Source organism: Streptococcus oralis (genome assembly GCF_023109005.1).
Taxonomy (GTDB): domain Bacteria; phylum Bacillota; class Bacilli; order Lactobacillales; family Streptococcaceae; genus Streptococcus; species Streptococcus oralis_BU.
This window is the reverse complement of sequence record NZ_JALDTU010000008.1, coordinates 1-13,863: the sequence shown is the minus strand read 5'-3', so window position 1 is coordinate 13,863 and position 13,863 is coordinate 1. Positions and strand designations below refer to the sequence as shown.

The 13,863-nt window shown below is 40.5% G+C and carries 10 protein-coding genes; 9 read left to right on the top strand and 1 reads right to left on the bottom strand.

Annotated elements, in window-relative coordinates; translation table 11 throughout:
* Positions 1-146: 146 nt before the first annotated feature.
* The 8 genes from pulA (at position 147) to M1F56_RS07955 (ending at position 11,780) form a co-directional block, all read left to right on the top strand.
* Positions 147-2,432, top strand: coding sequence for a type I pullulanase (gene pulA, locus M1F56_RS07990; RefSeq protein ID WP_247917377.1), 2,286 nt, complete (start codon positions 147-149; stop codon positions 2,430-2,432).
* A gap of 200 nt (positions 2,433-2,632) precedes the next feature.
* Positions 2,633-4,057, top strand: a complete 1,425-nt coding sequence (locus tag M1F56_RS07985) for an NADP-dependent glyceraldehyde-3-phosphate dehydrogenase (RefSeq protein WP_247917376.1) — start codon at positions 2,633-2,635, stop codon at positions 4,055-4,057.
* A 272-nt stretch (positions 4,058-4,329) separates the two neighbouring features.
* Positions 4,330-6,258 carry a 1,4-alpha-glucan branching protein GlgB gene (glgB, locus tag M1F56_RS07980; RefSeq protein WP_247917375.1) on the top strand — a complete coding sequence of 643 codons (1,929 nt, stop codon included), beginning with the start codon at positions 4,330-4,332 and terminating at the stop codon, positions 6,256-6,258.
* Entirely contained in the window at positions 6,248-7,390 is a 1,143-nt protein-coding gene (locus tag M1F56_RS07975) for a glucose-1-phosphate adenylyltransferase (RefSeq protein ID WP_000787257.1), read from the top strand. Before glgB ends, M1F56_RS07975 begins: the two co-directional genes overlap by 11 nt.
* Positions 7,380-8,519, top strand: a complete 1,140-nt coding sequence (glgD, locus tag M1F56_RS07970) for a glucose-1-phosphate adenylyltransferase subunit GlgD (protein ID WP_247917374.1) — start codon at positions 7,380-7,382, stop codon at positions 8,517-8,519. The genes M1F56_RS07975 and glgD overlap by 11 nt, the downstream gene beginning before the upstream one ends.
* Positions 8,516-9,949 carry a glycogen synthase GlgA gene (gene glgA / locus M1F56_RS07965; protein WP_247917373.1) on the top strand — a complete coding sequence of 478 codons (1,434 nt, stop codon included), beginning with the start codon at positions 8,516-8,518 and terminating at the stop codon, positions 9,947-9,949. The genes glgD and glgA overlap by 4 nt, the downstream gene beginning before the upstream one ends.
* Positions 9,950-10,010: 61 nt before the next feature.
* A complete protein-coding gene (serB, locus tag M1F56_RS07960) occupies positions 10,011-10,655 on the top strand; it encodes a phosphoserine phosphatase SerB (protein ID WP_247917372.1) in 645 nt (214 codons plus the stop codon).
* 9 nt (positions 10,656-10,664) lie between these two features.
* Positions 10,665-11,780: a glycerate kinase gene (locus M1F56_RS07955; RefSeq protein WP_247917371.1), complete on the top strand. Its 1,116-nt coding sequence runs from the start codon at positions 10,665-10,667 to the stop codon at positions 11,778-11,780.
* Here M1F56_RS07955 and M1F56_RS07950 read toward each other — a convergent pair.
* Positions 11,777-12,223, bottom strand: coding sequence for a DUF1694 domain-containing protein (locus tag M1F56_RS07950; RefSeq protein WP_247917370.1), 447 nt, complete (start codon positions 12,221-12,223; stop codon positions 11,777-11,779). The two genes, M1F56_RS07955 and M1F56_RS07950, sit on opposite strands and share 4 nt — an antisense overlap.
* 163 nt (positions 12,224-12,386) lie before the next feature.
* Here M1F56_RS07950 and eno point away from each other — a divergent pair, with 163 nt between their 5' ends.
* Positions 12,387-13,691, top strand: a complete 1,305-nt coding sequence (gene eno, locus M1F56_RS07945; protein ID WP_000022823.1) for a surface-displayed alpha-enolase — start codon at positions 12,387-12,389, stop codon at positions 13,689-13,691.
* The last annotated feature ends 172 nt before the right edge of the window (positions 13,692-13,863 follow it).

Sequence of the window (13,863 nt, the reverse complement as noted above, 5' to 3'; positions counted from 1 at the left end):
AGAACTAGATGTTAGATAGTATGGAACTATCTCTCCTGATGTGTTTTTATATCTATTAAAACTATTCTCTATTGTGCTGAATTTCCCGTTAAATTCTTCAGCACCACATAAGAAATTTAAATTGAAATTAGGAATTAGGAAAAGAAATGTATAGTTACCCTGTAGTCATCCATTTTCACCGAAAAAATGGGGATTATGCCGCTTGTTCATTCAGTAGAAAACAGGCGGATATTAAAGAAAATTTGTATTATGAAAATGACTATTTTGGAGCAAAATTCTCCTTTACAGTTACAAGTGCAGAAAGGCTCGATACTCTGACCTTTTCTGTCGAAATAGATGGAAAGACAAAGGACTATCTCCTACGGTTTAACCATTATCCACTGTTGACTGAGGTTTGGATTTTGGATGGTGATGAGACAGTTTATTATTCAGAAAATCCAGCCATTGCAAGTTCTTACTATAAAGATCAAAATCCGTTTGCTTTTGATAAAGCCTTTCACAGTGAAAGTTTTGATCATCATTGGGGATACCAAGGAGAGTTAGGTTATAGTATCTCAGACTACCAGACAAGCTTTAAACTCTGGGCTCCAACAGCTACAGCAGTCCAAGTGGTTGTTTATGAAAATACAAGTAACGACGCGCCGATTTGGAAAACCTTTAATCTTGAGCGTGGGAATAGCTATTCATACAGCCATAAGTACAATACTATTGGTGTTTGGAGTGTAGACCTGGATGAAAATCTTGCAGGTAAAGCCTATCAGTATCAGATTGAGTTTCCGCACCACCAGACTTTGACACGAGATCCTTACACTATCGCTACAAGTTCTGACGGGAAACGTTCTGTTATCCTCTCTCAGCAAGATAGACAAGTAGAAGGATTCAAAGTCAAACATGGGACAGATGCTCCTTGGCGTTTGGAGAACCCATGTAAAGCCGTTATCTGTGAGATGCACATTCGTGATTTTACAAAATCACCGACATCTGGAGTTCCAGAAAACCTTCGAGGGACCTTCCTTGGGGCTGCCCAGACTGGAACGGTTAACCAGTATGGTCAAACAACTGCCTTTGACTATGTCAAAGCGCTCGGTTGTAATTATGTTCAACTTCAACCAATCTTTGATCGCCATAAGGAATATGATGAGGATGGAAATGTAACCTATAACTGGGGTTATGACCCTCAAAACTACAACGCACCAGAAACAAGTTTCTCTAGTAATCCAGATGATCCTGGACAGGTTATTCGAGATCTCAAAACCATGATTCAGGCTTATCATGATGCAGGAATCGGTGTCATTATGGATGTCGTTTACAACCATACCTTCTCAACGGTTGATGCTCCTTTTCAAACAACTGTTCCTGATTATTACTATCGTATGAATCCAGATGGAACCTTCCAAAACGGCACAGGAGTAGGAAATGAAACCGCGAGTGAACACGAAATGTTCCGCAAGTATATGATTGACTCACTCCTTTATTGGGTGAAAGAATACAATATTGACGGTTTCCGTTTTGACTTGATGGGAATTCACGATGTTAAAACCATGCAGGCAATTCGTTGGGCACTTGATGAAGTTGATCCACGTATTCTCACTTATGGAGAAGGTTGGGATATGGGGACAGGTCTTGCACCTTATGATAAGGCCAAGAAGGACAACGCCTATCAGATGCCAAATATTGGATTCTTCAATGATGATCAGCGAGATGCGGTCAAAGGAGGAGAAGTTTATGGCTCAATCAAGGCAGGATTTGTTAGTGGTGCTGCTACAGAACCGATTGTAGCCAAAGCTATTCTTGGTAGTCGAGAGTTGGGCTCATATCTTAGCCCAAACCAAGTCCTTAACTATGTGGAAGCCCATGATAATTACAACTTGCATGATTTGTTAGTAACCCTTCATCCAAATCACAGTTCAGATAAGATTATGCGCCAGGTTGAGACAGCAACAGCGATGAGCATTCTCATGCAAGGGATGTCCTTTATAGAGTTGGGGCAAGAATTTGGCCGCACTAAACTCCTTGCCACTGGTGAAAACGGGGAGCTGACTGCGGCAGATAGAGAACGTGCCATGAATAGTTACAATGCTCCAGATAGTGTCAACCAGGTCAACTGGGATTTAATCAATGAGAGAAAAGAGAGCATTGACTTTATCCGTCAGATTATTCGCCTCAAAACACAGACCAGCGCCTTCTCTCATCCTACATACGAAGAAGTTTATCGCCATGTCTTCGTCCATACAGCTGCTGAAAATAGTGGGTGGATTGTTTACGAAATTCACGGTGGACCAGAGCACTTATTGGTAGTCTTTAATGCGAAGGGGACTTCCTTCTACTTTGAGAATGCAGGAAATCTTGAAATGCTGGTGTCTAATAGTCGTTCTAAAGAATCAAATGTGATTGATGATACCAGTGTCGTAGTCTTAAAAGTACTCTCGTAAATTAATGTTCTAAAAAGGTTTAGATTAACTAGACCTTTTTTGATTTTTATTGAAAAACCAATATTATCTAATAGGAATAAAATTCAAATAATTTGAAGAATCAAGTTTGTGAAAAAAATATCAATATTTTCACAAAAAGGGTTGTAATTTTCTGAAAATTTGATAAAATAAGTTTTAATCATTTTCGGGAGGAAGAGAATTTGACAAATTATCAGAATTTAGTGAATGGAAAATGGAAATCATCAGAGAACGAGATTACGATCTATTCTCCTATCAATCAAGAAAAACTAGGCACAGTACCTGCTATGAGTCAGGCTGAAGTAGATGAGGCTATGAAAGCTGCGCGTGCAGCTCTCCCCGCATGGCGTGATTTAGCACCAGTTGAGCGTGCAGCCTATTTGCATAAGACAGCAGATATTTTGGAACGTGATAAAGAAAAAATTGGTACAATTCTTGCCAAAGAGGTTGCAAAAGGGATTAAAGCAGCCATTGGAGAAGTAGTACGTACAGCAGATTTGATCCGTTTTGCTGCTGAGGAAGGTATCCGTATTACTGGACAAGCGATGGAAGGTGGCGGTTTTGAAGCTGCAAGTAAAAACAAACTAGCCGTTGTCCGTCGTGAGCCAGTTGGAGTTGTCTTAGCTATTGCGCCATTTAACTACCCAGTCAACCTTTCTGGATCCAAGATTGCTCCGGCTTTGATTGCAGGGAATGTTGTTATGTTTAAGCCACCAACGCAAGGATCTATTTCTGGTCTCTTGCTAGCTAAAGCATTTGACGAAGCCGGAATTCCAGCAGGTGTCTTTAACACCATCACTGGACGTGGTTCTGAGATCGGAGACTACATCATCGAACACAAGGAAGTGAACTTCATTAACTTTACAGGTTCAACACCGATTGGTGAGCGTATCGGTCGTTTAGCTGGTATGCGCCCAGTTATGCTGGAGCTTGGCGGGAAAGATGCAGCAATCGTTTTAGAAGATGCAGATTTGGAAAATGCAGCCAATCAAATCGTAGGTGGTGCATTTAGCTACTCTGGTCAGCGCTGTACCGCTATCAAACGTGTCTTAGTTGTAGAAAGCGTAGCAGACAAGTTAGCCGAATTGCTCCAGGCTAAAGTCGCTAAGCTAACAGTCGGTGATCCATTTGACAATGCTGATATCACACCTGTTATTGATAACGCTTCAGCTGATTTCATCTGGGACTTGATTGAAGATGCACAAGAAAAAGGTGCTCAGGCTCTTACACCAATCAAGCGTGAAGACAATCTTCTCTGGCCAGTGCTTTTTGACCAAGTTACAAAAGATATGAAAGTGGCATGGGAGGAACCGTTTGGACCTGTTCTACCAATTATTCGTGTCGCAGATGCGAATGAAGCAGTAGCAATTGCCAATGAATCTGAGTTTGGTCTTCAATCCTCTGTCTTTACAAATGACTTTAAGAAGGCATTTGAAATCGCTGAGAAACTTGAAGTGGGAACCGTTCATATTAATAATAAAACACAACGCGGACCAGATAATTTCCCATTCCTTGGTGTAAAAGGTTCTGGAGCAGGAGTGCAAGGAATTAAATATAGTATCGAAGCGATGACAAATGTTAAATCCATTGTATTTGATGTAAAATAATATATAAAATCAGGAAATCGATTTCCTGATTTTATTTTTTTCAAAAAAATACAGTTTAAAATTGTTAAAAAACGAATATTCTGGTATTATAATAAAAAAATATATGGAAATTGTTTCGTATTCTATTTTCGAGATATCTTTTTTAAAATGCTCGGTAATTTTTTGAAGACTTTCATAAAAAAATATGATTTTCTTCGTAAATTACTTGAAAGTTATCTTAAAAGAGTGTATAATAGAATTATAGAAAACGCTTACAAAAGAGAGGGGATCGAATGAATAATCAAGAAGCATTAAGAACCTTTACTACAGGTGAAAACTTTCACCTCCAGCATTATTTAGGAGCACATAGAGAGGAGAAAAACGGAGAAATAGGCTATACCTTTAGGGTTTGGGCACCAAATGCACAAGCAGTTCATCTAGTTGGGGATTTTACTAATTGGGTCGAGAATCAAATTCCTATGGTTCGTAATGAAGCAGGTGTTTGGGAAGTCTTTACTAGTCAGGCTCAGGAAGGTCAGATTTATAAATATCATATCACGCGTGCAAATGGTCACCAGATTATGAAGATTGATCCGTTGGCAGTTTATTTTGAAGCTAGACCGGGTACAGGAGCAGTTCTGACCAATATCCGTGAAAAGAAATGGAAAGATGGTCTTTGGCTAGCACGTCGCAAGCGTTTGGGATTTTTCGAGAGACCAGTTAATATATACGAGGCCCATGCAGGATCTTGGAAGAGAAATCCAGACGGTAGTCCCTATACTTTTTCGCAACTGAAAGACGAGTTGATTCCATACTTAGTTGAGATGAACTATACACATATTGAGTTCATGCCATTAATGGCTCACCCACTTGGCTTGAGCTGGGGCTATCAGCTTATGGGTTACTTTGCTTTTGAACATTCCTATGGCAGACCTGAGGAATTCCAAGATTTCGTTGAAGAGTGTCATATAAATAATATCGGTGTTATCGTAGACTGGGTGCCAGGCCATTTCACTATTAATGATGATGCATTAGCATATTATGACGGCACACCAACTTTTGAATACCAAGATCACAACAAGGCTCACAACTATGGATGGGGTGCGCTGAATTTTGACCTCGGGAAAAATGAGGTCCAGTCTTTCTTGATTTCAAGTATTAAATTCTGGATTGATTTTTACCACTTAGATGGTATTCGGGTCGATGCAGTGAGCAATATGCTTTACCTAGATTATGATAATGCTCCTTGGACTCCAAACAAAGACGGTGGAAACCTTAACTATGAAGGTTATTATTTCCTTCAACGTTTAAACACAGTGATTAAGTTAGCTCATCCAGATATCATGATGATTGCAGAAGAAAGTTCATCAGCAACAAAGATTACTGGCATGAAAGAAATGGGTGGTCTTGGCTTTGACTATAAATGGAATATGGGCTGGATGAACGATATTCTCCGTTTCTACGAGGAAGATCCAATTTATCGCAAGTATGATTTTAATCTTGTGACCTTCAGCTTTATGTATGTTTTCAATGAAAACTACCTCTTACCATTCTCGCATGATGAAGTCGTACATGGTAAGAAAAGCATGATGCACAAGATGTGGGGAGATCGATACAATCAATTTGCAGGTTTGCGCAATCTTTACACCTATCAAATTTGTCATCCAGGTAAGAAACTCTTGTTCATGGGAAGCGAATATGGTCAGTTCTTAGAGTGGAAGTCTGAGGAACAGCTAGAATGGTCTAACTTGGAAGATCCAATGAATGCTAAGATGAAGTACTTCACTTCTCAACTCAATCAATTCTATAAAGAGCACCGTTGCCTTTGGGAAATTGACACCAGCTACGATGGCATCGAAATTATCGATGCGGATAATAGAGATCAGAGTGTCCTTTCCTTTATTCGTAAGAGTAAAAAGGGTGAAATGCTAGTCTGTGTCTTTAATATGGCGCCTGTTGAACGAAAAGACTTTACAATCGGACTTCCTGTCGCAGGAGTTTATGAAGAAGTTTGGAATACAGAATTGGAACAATGGGGTGGTGTCTGGAAAGAATACAACCAAACGGTTCAAACTCAAGAAGGATTATGGAAGGATTATGAGCAGACCTTGACTTTTACCCTGCCAGCTATGGGAGCAAGTATCTGGAAGATTAAACGTCGCTTGAAACCAACTAAAACTGTCACAAATAAAACCCAAAAAGGAGTAGAAAATGAAGAATGAAATGCTAGCTTTGATCCTTGCCGGTGGGCAAGGAACACGTCTCGGAAAACTCACTCAAAGCATTGCCAAACCAGCAGTGCAATTCGGTGGGCGCTACCGTATCATTGACTTTGCTCTTTCAAACTGTGCTAACTCTGGGATTCACAACGTCGGTGTTATTACGCAGTATCAACCTCTTGCCTTGAACAACCATATCGGAAATGGTTCGAGCTGGGGACTAGATGGTATTAACACAGGTGTTTCCATCCTTCAACCCTACTCTGCAAGCGAGGGAAATCGTTGGTTTGAAGGAACTAGCCACGCTATCTACCAAAACATTGACTACATCGACAGTATCAATCCAGAATATGTTTTGATCCTTTCTGGTGACCACATCTACAAGATGGACTATGATGACATGCTCCAATCTCACAAGGACAACAATGCCAGTTTGACAGTAGCTGTCTTGGATGTACCCCTCAAAGAAGCTAGCCGTTTTGGTATCATGAATACTGACGCAAACAATCGTATCGTTGAATTTGAAGAAAAACCTGCTCAACCTAAGTCTACAAAGGCTTCAATGGGGATTTATATTTTTGATTGGAAACGTCTCCGCAATATGCTTGTTGCTGCTGAAAAGAACAAGGTAGATATGTCAGACTTTGGTAAAAACGTTATTCCAAATTACCTTGAGTCTGGTGAAAGTGTCTATGCTTATGAATTCAAGGGTTACTGGAAAGACGTTGGTACTATCGAGTCTCTATGGGAAGCCAATATGGAATACATTGATCCAAACAACGCTTTGGATAGTCGTGATCGTCAGTGGAAAATCTACTCACGGAACTTGATTTCACCACCAAACTTTATTGGAAAACACGCTCATGTAGAAGATTCTTTAGTTGTGGATGGCTGTCTCGTGGATGGAACTGTTAAGCATTCCATTCTCTCAACAGAAGCGCAAGTACGTGAGGGTGCTGAAGTAGTAGACTCTGTAATCATGAGTGGTGCCATTATCGGAAAAGGTGCAAAAATTAAACGTGCCATTATTGGTGAGGGTGCTGTTATTTCTGAAGGTGTCGAAATTGATGGAACAGACGAAGTACAAGTAGTAGGATACAATGAAGTAGTGGGGGTAGCATCAGATGAAGATTGATAAATATTCAGCCATTTTAGGAAACACCGTTGGTTTTCATGATATGTCAACGTTAACAGAACACCGTCCGGTGGCTAGCTTGCCATTTGGAGCAAAATATCGTTTAATTGATTTCCCTCTTTCTAGCCTTGCAAATGCTGGTGTTCGTAGTGTCTTTGGAATTTTCCAACAAGACAATATCAGTTCAGTCTTTGACCATATTCGTTCAGGACGTGAGTGGGGCTTATCTACCCTTCTCAGTCACTACTATCTAGGTATTTATAATACGCGTGTTGAAAGTAGCACAGTTGGGAAAGAATATTACCAACAGCTTCTCACTTATTTGAAACGTTCAGGATCAAATCAGACGGTTGCACTTAACTGTGATATCGTGGTGAATATTGACCTCAATCAAGTATTCCATTTACATACTACTGCCGGTCGTCCGATTACAGTTGTTTATAAGAAATTACCTAAAAAGGATATTTCAGATGTTAATGCCATCTTGGAAGTGGATGAAACAGACCATGTTCTTTCTCATAAACTTTTTGATGCCAAATCAACAGATGAACTTTTCAACATGTCTACAGATATATTCGTCGTTGATACTCCGTGGTTGATTGAACGACTTGAAGAAGAAGTTCAAAAAGAATATCCAGAAAAATTACGCTATGTACTCCGCGATTTAGCTGTAAAAGAAGGTGCTTTTGCTTACGAATACACGGGCTATCTAGCCAATATTCACTCCGTTCAATCCTATTATCAAGCCAATATTGATATGTTGGAGTCTCAAAAATTCTACTCTCTCTTCTCACCTAACCAAAAGATTTATACCAAGGTTAAGAATGAAGAACCAACCTACTATGCGAATACTTCAAAAGTAAGTACTTCTCAGTTTGCTTCTGGTAGTATCATTGAGGGTGAAGTAGTTCAGTCAGTCCTATCTCGTAACATTTATGTTCACAAAGATAGTGTGGTGAAAGACAGCATTTTATTCCCTCGTGTTGTGATTGGTCAAGGAGCCCAGGTTGAATATGCCATTCTAGACAAAGGTGTTGAGGTTGCGGACGGTGTTGTCATTCGAGGCACAGCAGAACATCCAGTTGTAGTTAAGAAGGGTGAAACAGTAACAGAGGACATTTACTCATGAAAATTTTATTTGTAGCAGCAGAGGGAGCACCCTTTTCAAAAACAGGTGGTTTGGGCGATGTCATTGGTGCCCTTCCTAAATCACTTGTAAAAGCAGGGCACGAAGTTGCAGTTTTCTTACCTTATTATGATATGGTAGAAGCTAAGTTTGGCGACCAGATAGAGGATGTTCTCCACTTTGAAGTTAGTGTAGGATGGCGTAGACAGTACTGTGGTATTAAAAAAACGGTCTTGAATGGGGTTACCTTCTACTTCATTGATAATCAATATTATTTTTTCCGTGGCCATGTGTACGGTGATTTTGACGATGGTGAACGATTTGCCTTTTTCCAACTGGCTGCTCTTGAAACCATGGAACGCATCGGCTTTATCCCTGACCTTCTCCATGTTCATGATTACCACACAGCTATGATTCCCTTCTTGTTAAAAGAAAAGTACCATTGGATTCAGGCATATCAAAGAATCAGAACCGTTTTAACCATTCACAATTTGGAATTTCAAGGTCAATTTTCTGAAGGAATGTTGTGGGATTTGTTCGGTGTTGGGTTTGAACGCTATGCTGATGGCACCCTTCGCTGGAATGATTGCCTTAACTGGATGAAGGCTGGTATCCTATACGCAGATCGTGTCACAACCGTTTCCCCTAGCTATGCACATGAGATTATGACCAGTCAGTTTGGTTGCGGTTTGGATCAGATTCTTCGGATGGAGTCAGGTAAGGTTTCAGGTATTGTCAATGGTATTGACGCAGATCTTTATAATCCTCAAACAGACCCACTTTTAGATTATCATTTTGATAAGGAAGATTTGTCTGGAAAAGCACAAAATAAAGCAAAATTGCAAGAGAGAGTTGGGTTACCTGTCCGAGCAGATGTTCCTCTAGTTGGGATTGTCTCTCGTTTGACCCGTCAAAAAGGCTTTGATGTTGTTGTAGAGAGCTTGCATCGTTTCTTACAAGAGGACGTTCAAATAGTCCTTTTAGGAACAGGTGACCCGGCTTTTGAACATTCCTTCTCCTGGTTTGCGCAAGTCTATCCTGACAAACTATCAGCAAATATCACTTTTGACGTCAAGCTCGCTCAAGAAATTTATGCAGCTTGTGACCTCTTCCTCATGCCAAGTCGTTTTGAACCATGTGGTTTGTCACAAATGATGGCTATGCGCTATGGAACTCTACCATTGGTTCATGAAGTGGGTGGCTTGCGTGATACGGTTCAATCCTTCAATCCTATCGAAGGAACTGGTACTGGATTTAGCTTTGACAATTTAACACCTTACTGGCTTAACTGGAGTTTCCAAACAGCCTTGGATGTTTATAAGTACCAGCCGGACGTTTGGAAAAATCTACAAAAACAAGCTATGGAATGCGATTTCTCATGGGATACAGCCTGCAAATCTTACCTGGACTTGTACCATAGTTTAGTCAACTAATAGATAAAATCGTATGATTCTTTCATACGATTTTTGGGCTGTTTAGAAAAGAGGAGAAGTGATGACTCAACTAATGGGGCTCTGTGTAATGGATGTTGACGGTACCTTGATAGCAGAAGAAGTGATTGATCTTTTAGGAAAAGAAGCAGGTTGCGAAGAAGAAATATCGCAGATTACAAGCCAGGCAATGCGAGGTGAATTGGATTTTGAAACAAGTTTAAGAGCAAGAGTGGCTTTATTAAAAGGTCTTCCGATTTCGGTCTTTGATACTGTCTTCAAATCCATTCACCTGTCCAAGAATGCTCAAGAATTTATCTCCATTCTTCAAAAGAAGGGCATTCTAGTCGGTCTAGTGTCTGGTGGCTTTACACCAATAGTTGAGAGATTGGCAGAATCCCTTGGTATCTCCTATTTCTCTGCTAACCAGTTGGAAGTCAAAGACGGTTTTTTAACAGGAAAATTAGTTGGTGAAATTGTGACAGGTCAAGTAAAAAATGCTACTCTTGAGAAATGGAGAAAGGAATTAGAACTACCCAAAGAAAGAACGATTGCTATCGGTGATGGTGCCAATGATCTCTTGATGTTAAAGACAGCAGGCCACGGTATAGCCTTTTGTGCCAAAGAGGTCGTAAAAGCAGAGATAGCTTGTCATGTAGATACGAGGGATTTTTTGGAAGTTCTTCCTTTGATTGATTTCTTAGAATGAGAGGGAACTATGAAAATTGTAATCGCACCTGATTCTTTTAAAGAAAGTTTGACAGCAGAAGAGGTCGCTCAAGCTATAAAAAAAGGCTTCGAACAGTCAATATCGGATGTAAAATGTCTGCTCTGTCCTGTTGGTGATGGTGGGGAAGGAACTGTAGATGCTATTCGCCATTCTCTTGAACTCGAAGAAAAATGGCAAGAGGTGACGGGACCCTTTGGTCAGAAAGAAGCAATGCGCTACTTTCAAAAAGATCAAATAGCGCTCTTCGAAGTTGCTGACTTGGTTGGTCTTGGAAAGATTCCGCAGGAGAAACGAAACCCTCTCCACATCCAAACTCGCGGTATCGGAGAATTGATTCGCCATCTCATTGATCAAGGGATGAAAGAAATCTATATCGGGGTTGGTGGTACGGCTAGTAATGACGGTGGGATAGGCATTGCTGCTGGTTTAGGTTATCGTTTTTATGATAAGAATGGAAAAGAATTGCCAGCTTGCGGTCAGACTTTGCTTGAGTTTGAATCAGTTTCCAAAGATGACCTATATAGGATTCCTGAAGATGTAAAAATTCGCATTTTAGCAGATGTCGTGAGCCCTTTATGTGGTCATCAAGGAGCGACCTATACATTTGGAAAACAAAAGGGCTTGGATCCTGCTTTGTTTGAGACGGTAGATCTGGCTATACAGGAGTTCTATGAAAAATTCTCACCTTCCACCCTATCTCTTAAAGGAGCAGGAGCTGGTGGTGGGATTGCTGCTGGGTTATGTGCCTTTGCTGAGGCCTGTATCGTATCTGGGATTGATACTTGCTTGGATTTGATTGACTTTGATAAGAAAGTTGCAGGTGCCGACCTGGTTATCGTTGGAGAAGGTATACTGGACAGTCAAAGCCTTGCTGGAAAAGCTCCTATCGGTGTAGCAAAAAGAACTCCTGAAGGAGTTCCAGTTATCGCTATTTGTGGTAGTCTTTCCGAGGATTTACCTCCCCTACCATTCGAAAATATACAAGCAGCCTTTTCAATTTTAGAGAAAAGTGAACCTTTGGAAGATAGTTTGAAAAATGCAAGTTTCTATTTGGAACACACAGCTACTAATATCGGTCATTTATTAAATATGAGGAAGGATTAACCTAACCATTTTTTCCAGATGGATTTTTTAGGAGTTTCTGTCTTTTTCTCCTCCCAGAGATTTGAGAATGCAAGTCTAAGGTCCTTTTCATCTACTTGAACAGGTTCGTTCGTGTGAATGACAAGGCCGAAAGGAGAAGTGATATGATCGTCTGAAACAATAGTCGCCTGGCAGTTGCTTTCCTTTGCTTGTTTTAAGTAAAAGACCTGTTTGTCAAACTCGATATTTGGTGAGATCTTCACAAAAAGTTCCTCTACCTTTTCTTGAAAACTTTCTAAAATAGAGAAAAATCCATGTTCTAATTCAGGACTATTGGCAGTATTAATATCCGCATAGCCAAGAACTCTTTCCTCGAAAGTGCCGAGATAGTGGCGTTGTTCGTCAGGGTTTAATTTCGGCCCACCATGAGCTTTTTCTAGTAGTTGTTTTGATAAATCTGTCATAAAAATAGTATATCACAAAAATCGCGAGAAAACAGACAAAAAGAAAGCGATTACTTTATAAAGTTAAGGAAAATTTGCACAAAGATAACGTTTTTTCTTGAAAAACGCTTATTTTTGAGGTATCATAGAGGTGTAAAAAATTTAACTCAAAGGAGAGTAAAAAATGTCAATTATTACTGATGTTTACGCTCGCGAAGTCCTAGACTCACGCGGTAACCCAACACTTGAAGTAGAAGTTTATACTGAATCAGGTGCTTTCGGACGTGGTATGGTTCCATCAGGAGCTTCTACTGGTGAACACGAAGCAGTTGAACTTCGCGACGGTGACAAATCTCGTTACGGTGGTCTTGGTACACAAAAAGCTGTTGACAACGTAAACAACATCATCGCTGAAGCTATCATCGGCTACGATGTACGTGACCAACAAGCTATCGACCGTGCTATGATCGCACTTGACGGTACTCCTAACAAAGGTAAATTGGGTGCAAACGCAATCCTTGGTGTGTCTATCGCTGTAGCTCGTGCTGCTGCTGACTACCTTGAAATCCCACTTTACAGCTACCTTGGTGGATTCAATACTAAAGTTCTTCCAACTCCAATGATGAACATCATCAACGGTGGTTCTCACTCTGACGCTCCAATCGCTTTCCAAGAATTCATGATCGTACCTGCTGGTGCACCTACATTCAAAGAAGCTCTTCGTTGGGGTGCTGAAATCTTCCACGCTCTTAAGAAAATCCTTAAATCTCGTGGTCTTGAAACAGCCGTAGGTGACGAAGGTGGATTCGCTCCTCGTTTCGAAGGAACTGAAGACGGTGTTGAAACTATCCTTGCAGCTATCGAAGCTGCTGGTTATGTTCCAGGTAAAGATGTCTTTATCGGATTTGACTGTGCATCATCAGAATTCTATGATGAAGAACGTAAAGTTTACGACTACACTAAATTTGAAGGTGAAGGCGCTGCTGTACGTACTGCTGCAGAACAAATCGACTACCTTGAAGAATTGGTAAACAAATACCCAATCATCACTATCGAAGATGGTATGGACGAAAACGACTGGGACGGTTGGAAAGCTCTTACTGAACGTCTTGGTGGTAAAGTTCAATTGGTTGGTGACGACTTCTTCGTAACAAACACTTCTTACCTTGAAAAAGGTATTGCAGAAGGTGCTGCTAACTCAATCCTTATCAAAGTTAACCAAATCGGTACTCTTACAGAAACATTCGACGCTATCGAAATGGCGAAAGAAGCTGGTTACACTGCTGTTGTATCACACCGTTCAGGTGAAACTGAAGATTCAACAATCGCTGACATCGCAGTTGCAACAAACGCAGGACAAATCAAGACTGGTTCACTTTCACGTACAGACCGTATCGCTAAATACAACCAATTGCTTCGTATCGAAGACCAACTTGGTGAAGTAGCTGAATACCGTGGATTGAAATCATTCTACAACCTTAAAAAATAAAATAGTTCAGTGAACTATTTTATCCCGAACCTTGAAATTCAAAAGTTCGGCCGTTGATTTAACAACGTTTTAAGCCCCTCGGATTTTATCCGAAGGGCTTTTTTTGTTATGTGACTATTAGTCCGTCTCGCTCCGTAAGGTGCGAGACAAATAAACCACCCGCTATGCGGGT

Bases quoted from the DNA above. Each gene is read 5' to 3' on its own strand.
- pulA (WP_247917377.1), top strand. From the start codon at position 147: ATGTATAGTTACCCTGTAGTCATCCATTTTCACCGAAAAAATGGGGAT.
- glgB (WP_247917375.1), top strand. From the start codon at position 4,330: ATGAATAATCAAGAAGCATTAAGAACCTTTACTACAGGTGAAAACTTT.
- M1F56_RS07975 (WP_000787257.1), top strand. From the start codon at position 6,248: ATGAAGAATGAAATGCTAGCTTTGATCCTTGCCGGTGGGCAAGGAACA.
- glgD (WP_247917374.1), top strand. From the start codon at position 7,380: ATGAAGATTGATAAATATTCAGCCATTTTAGGAAACACCGTTGGTTTT.
- glgA (WP_247917373.1), top strand. From the start codon at position 8,516: ATGAAAATTTTATTTGTAGCAGCAGAGGGAGCACCCTTTTCAAAAACA.
- serB (WP_247917372.1), top strand. From the start codon at position 10,011: ATGACTCAACTAATGGGGCTCTGTGTAATGGATGTTGACGGTACCTTG.
- M1F56_RS07955 (WP_247917371.1), top strand. From the start codon at position 10,665: ATGAAAATTGTAATCGCACCTGATTCTTTTAAAGAAAGTTTGACAGCA.
- M1F56_RS07950 (WP_247917370.1), bottom strand. From the start codon at position 12,223: ATGACAGATTTATCAAAACAACTACTAGAAAAAGCTCATGGTGGGCCG.
- eno (WP_000022823.1), top strand. From the start codon at position 12,387: ATGTCAATTATTACTGATGTTTACGCTCGCGAAGTCCTAGACTCACGC.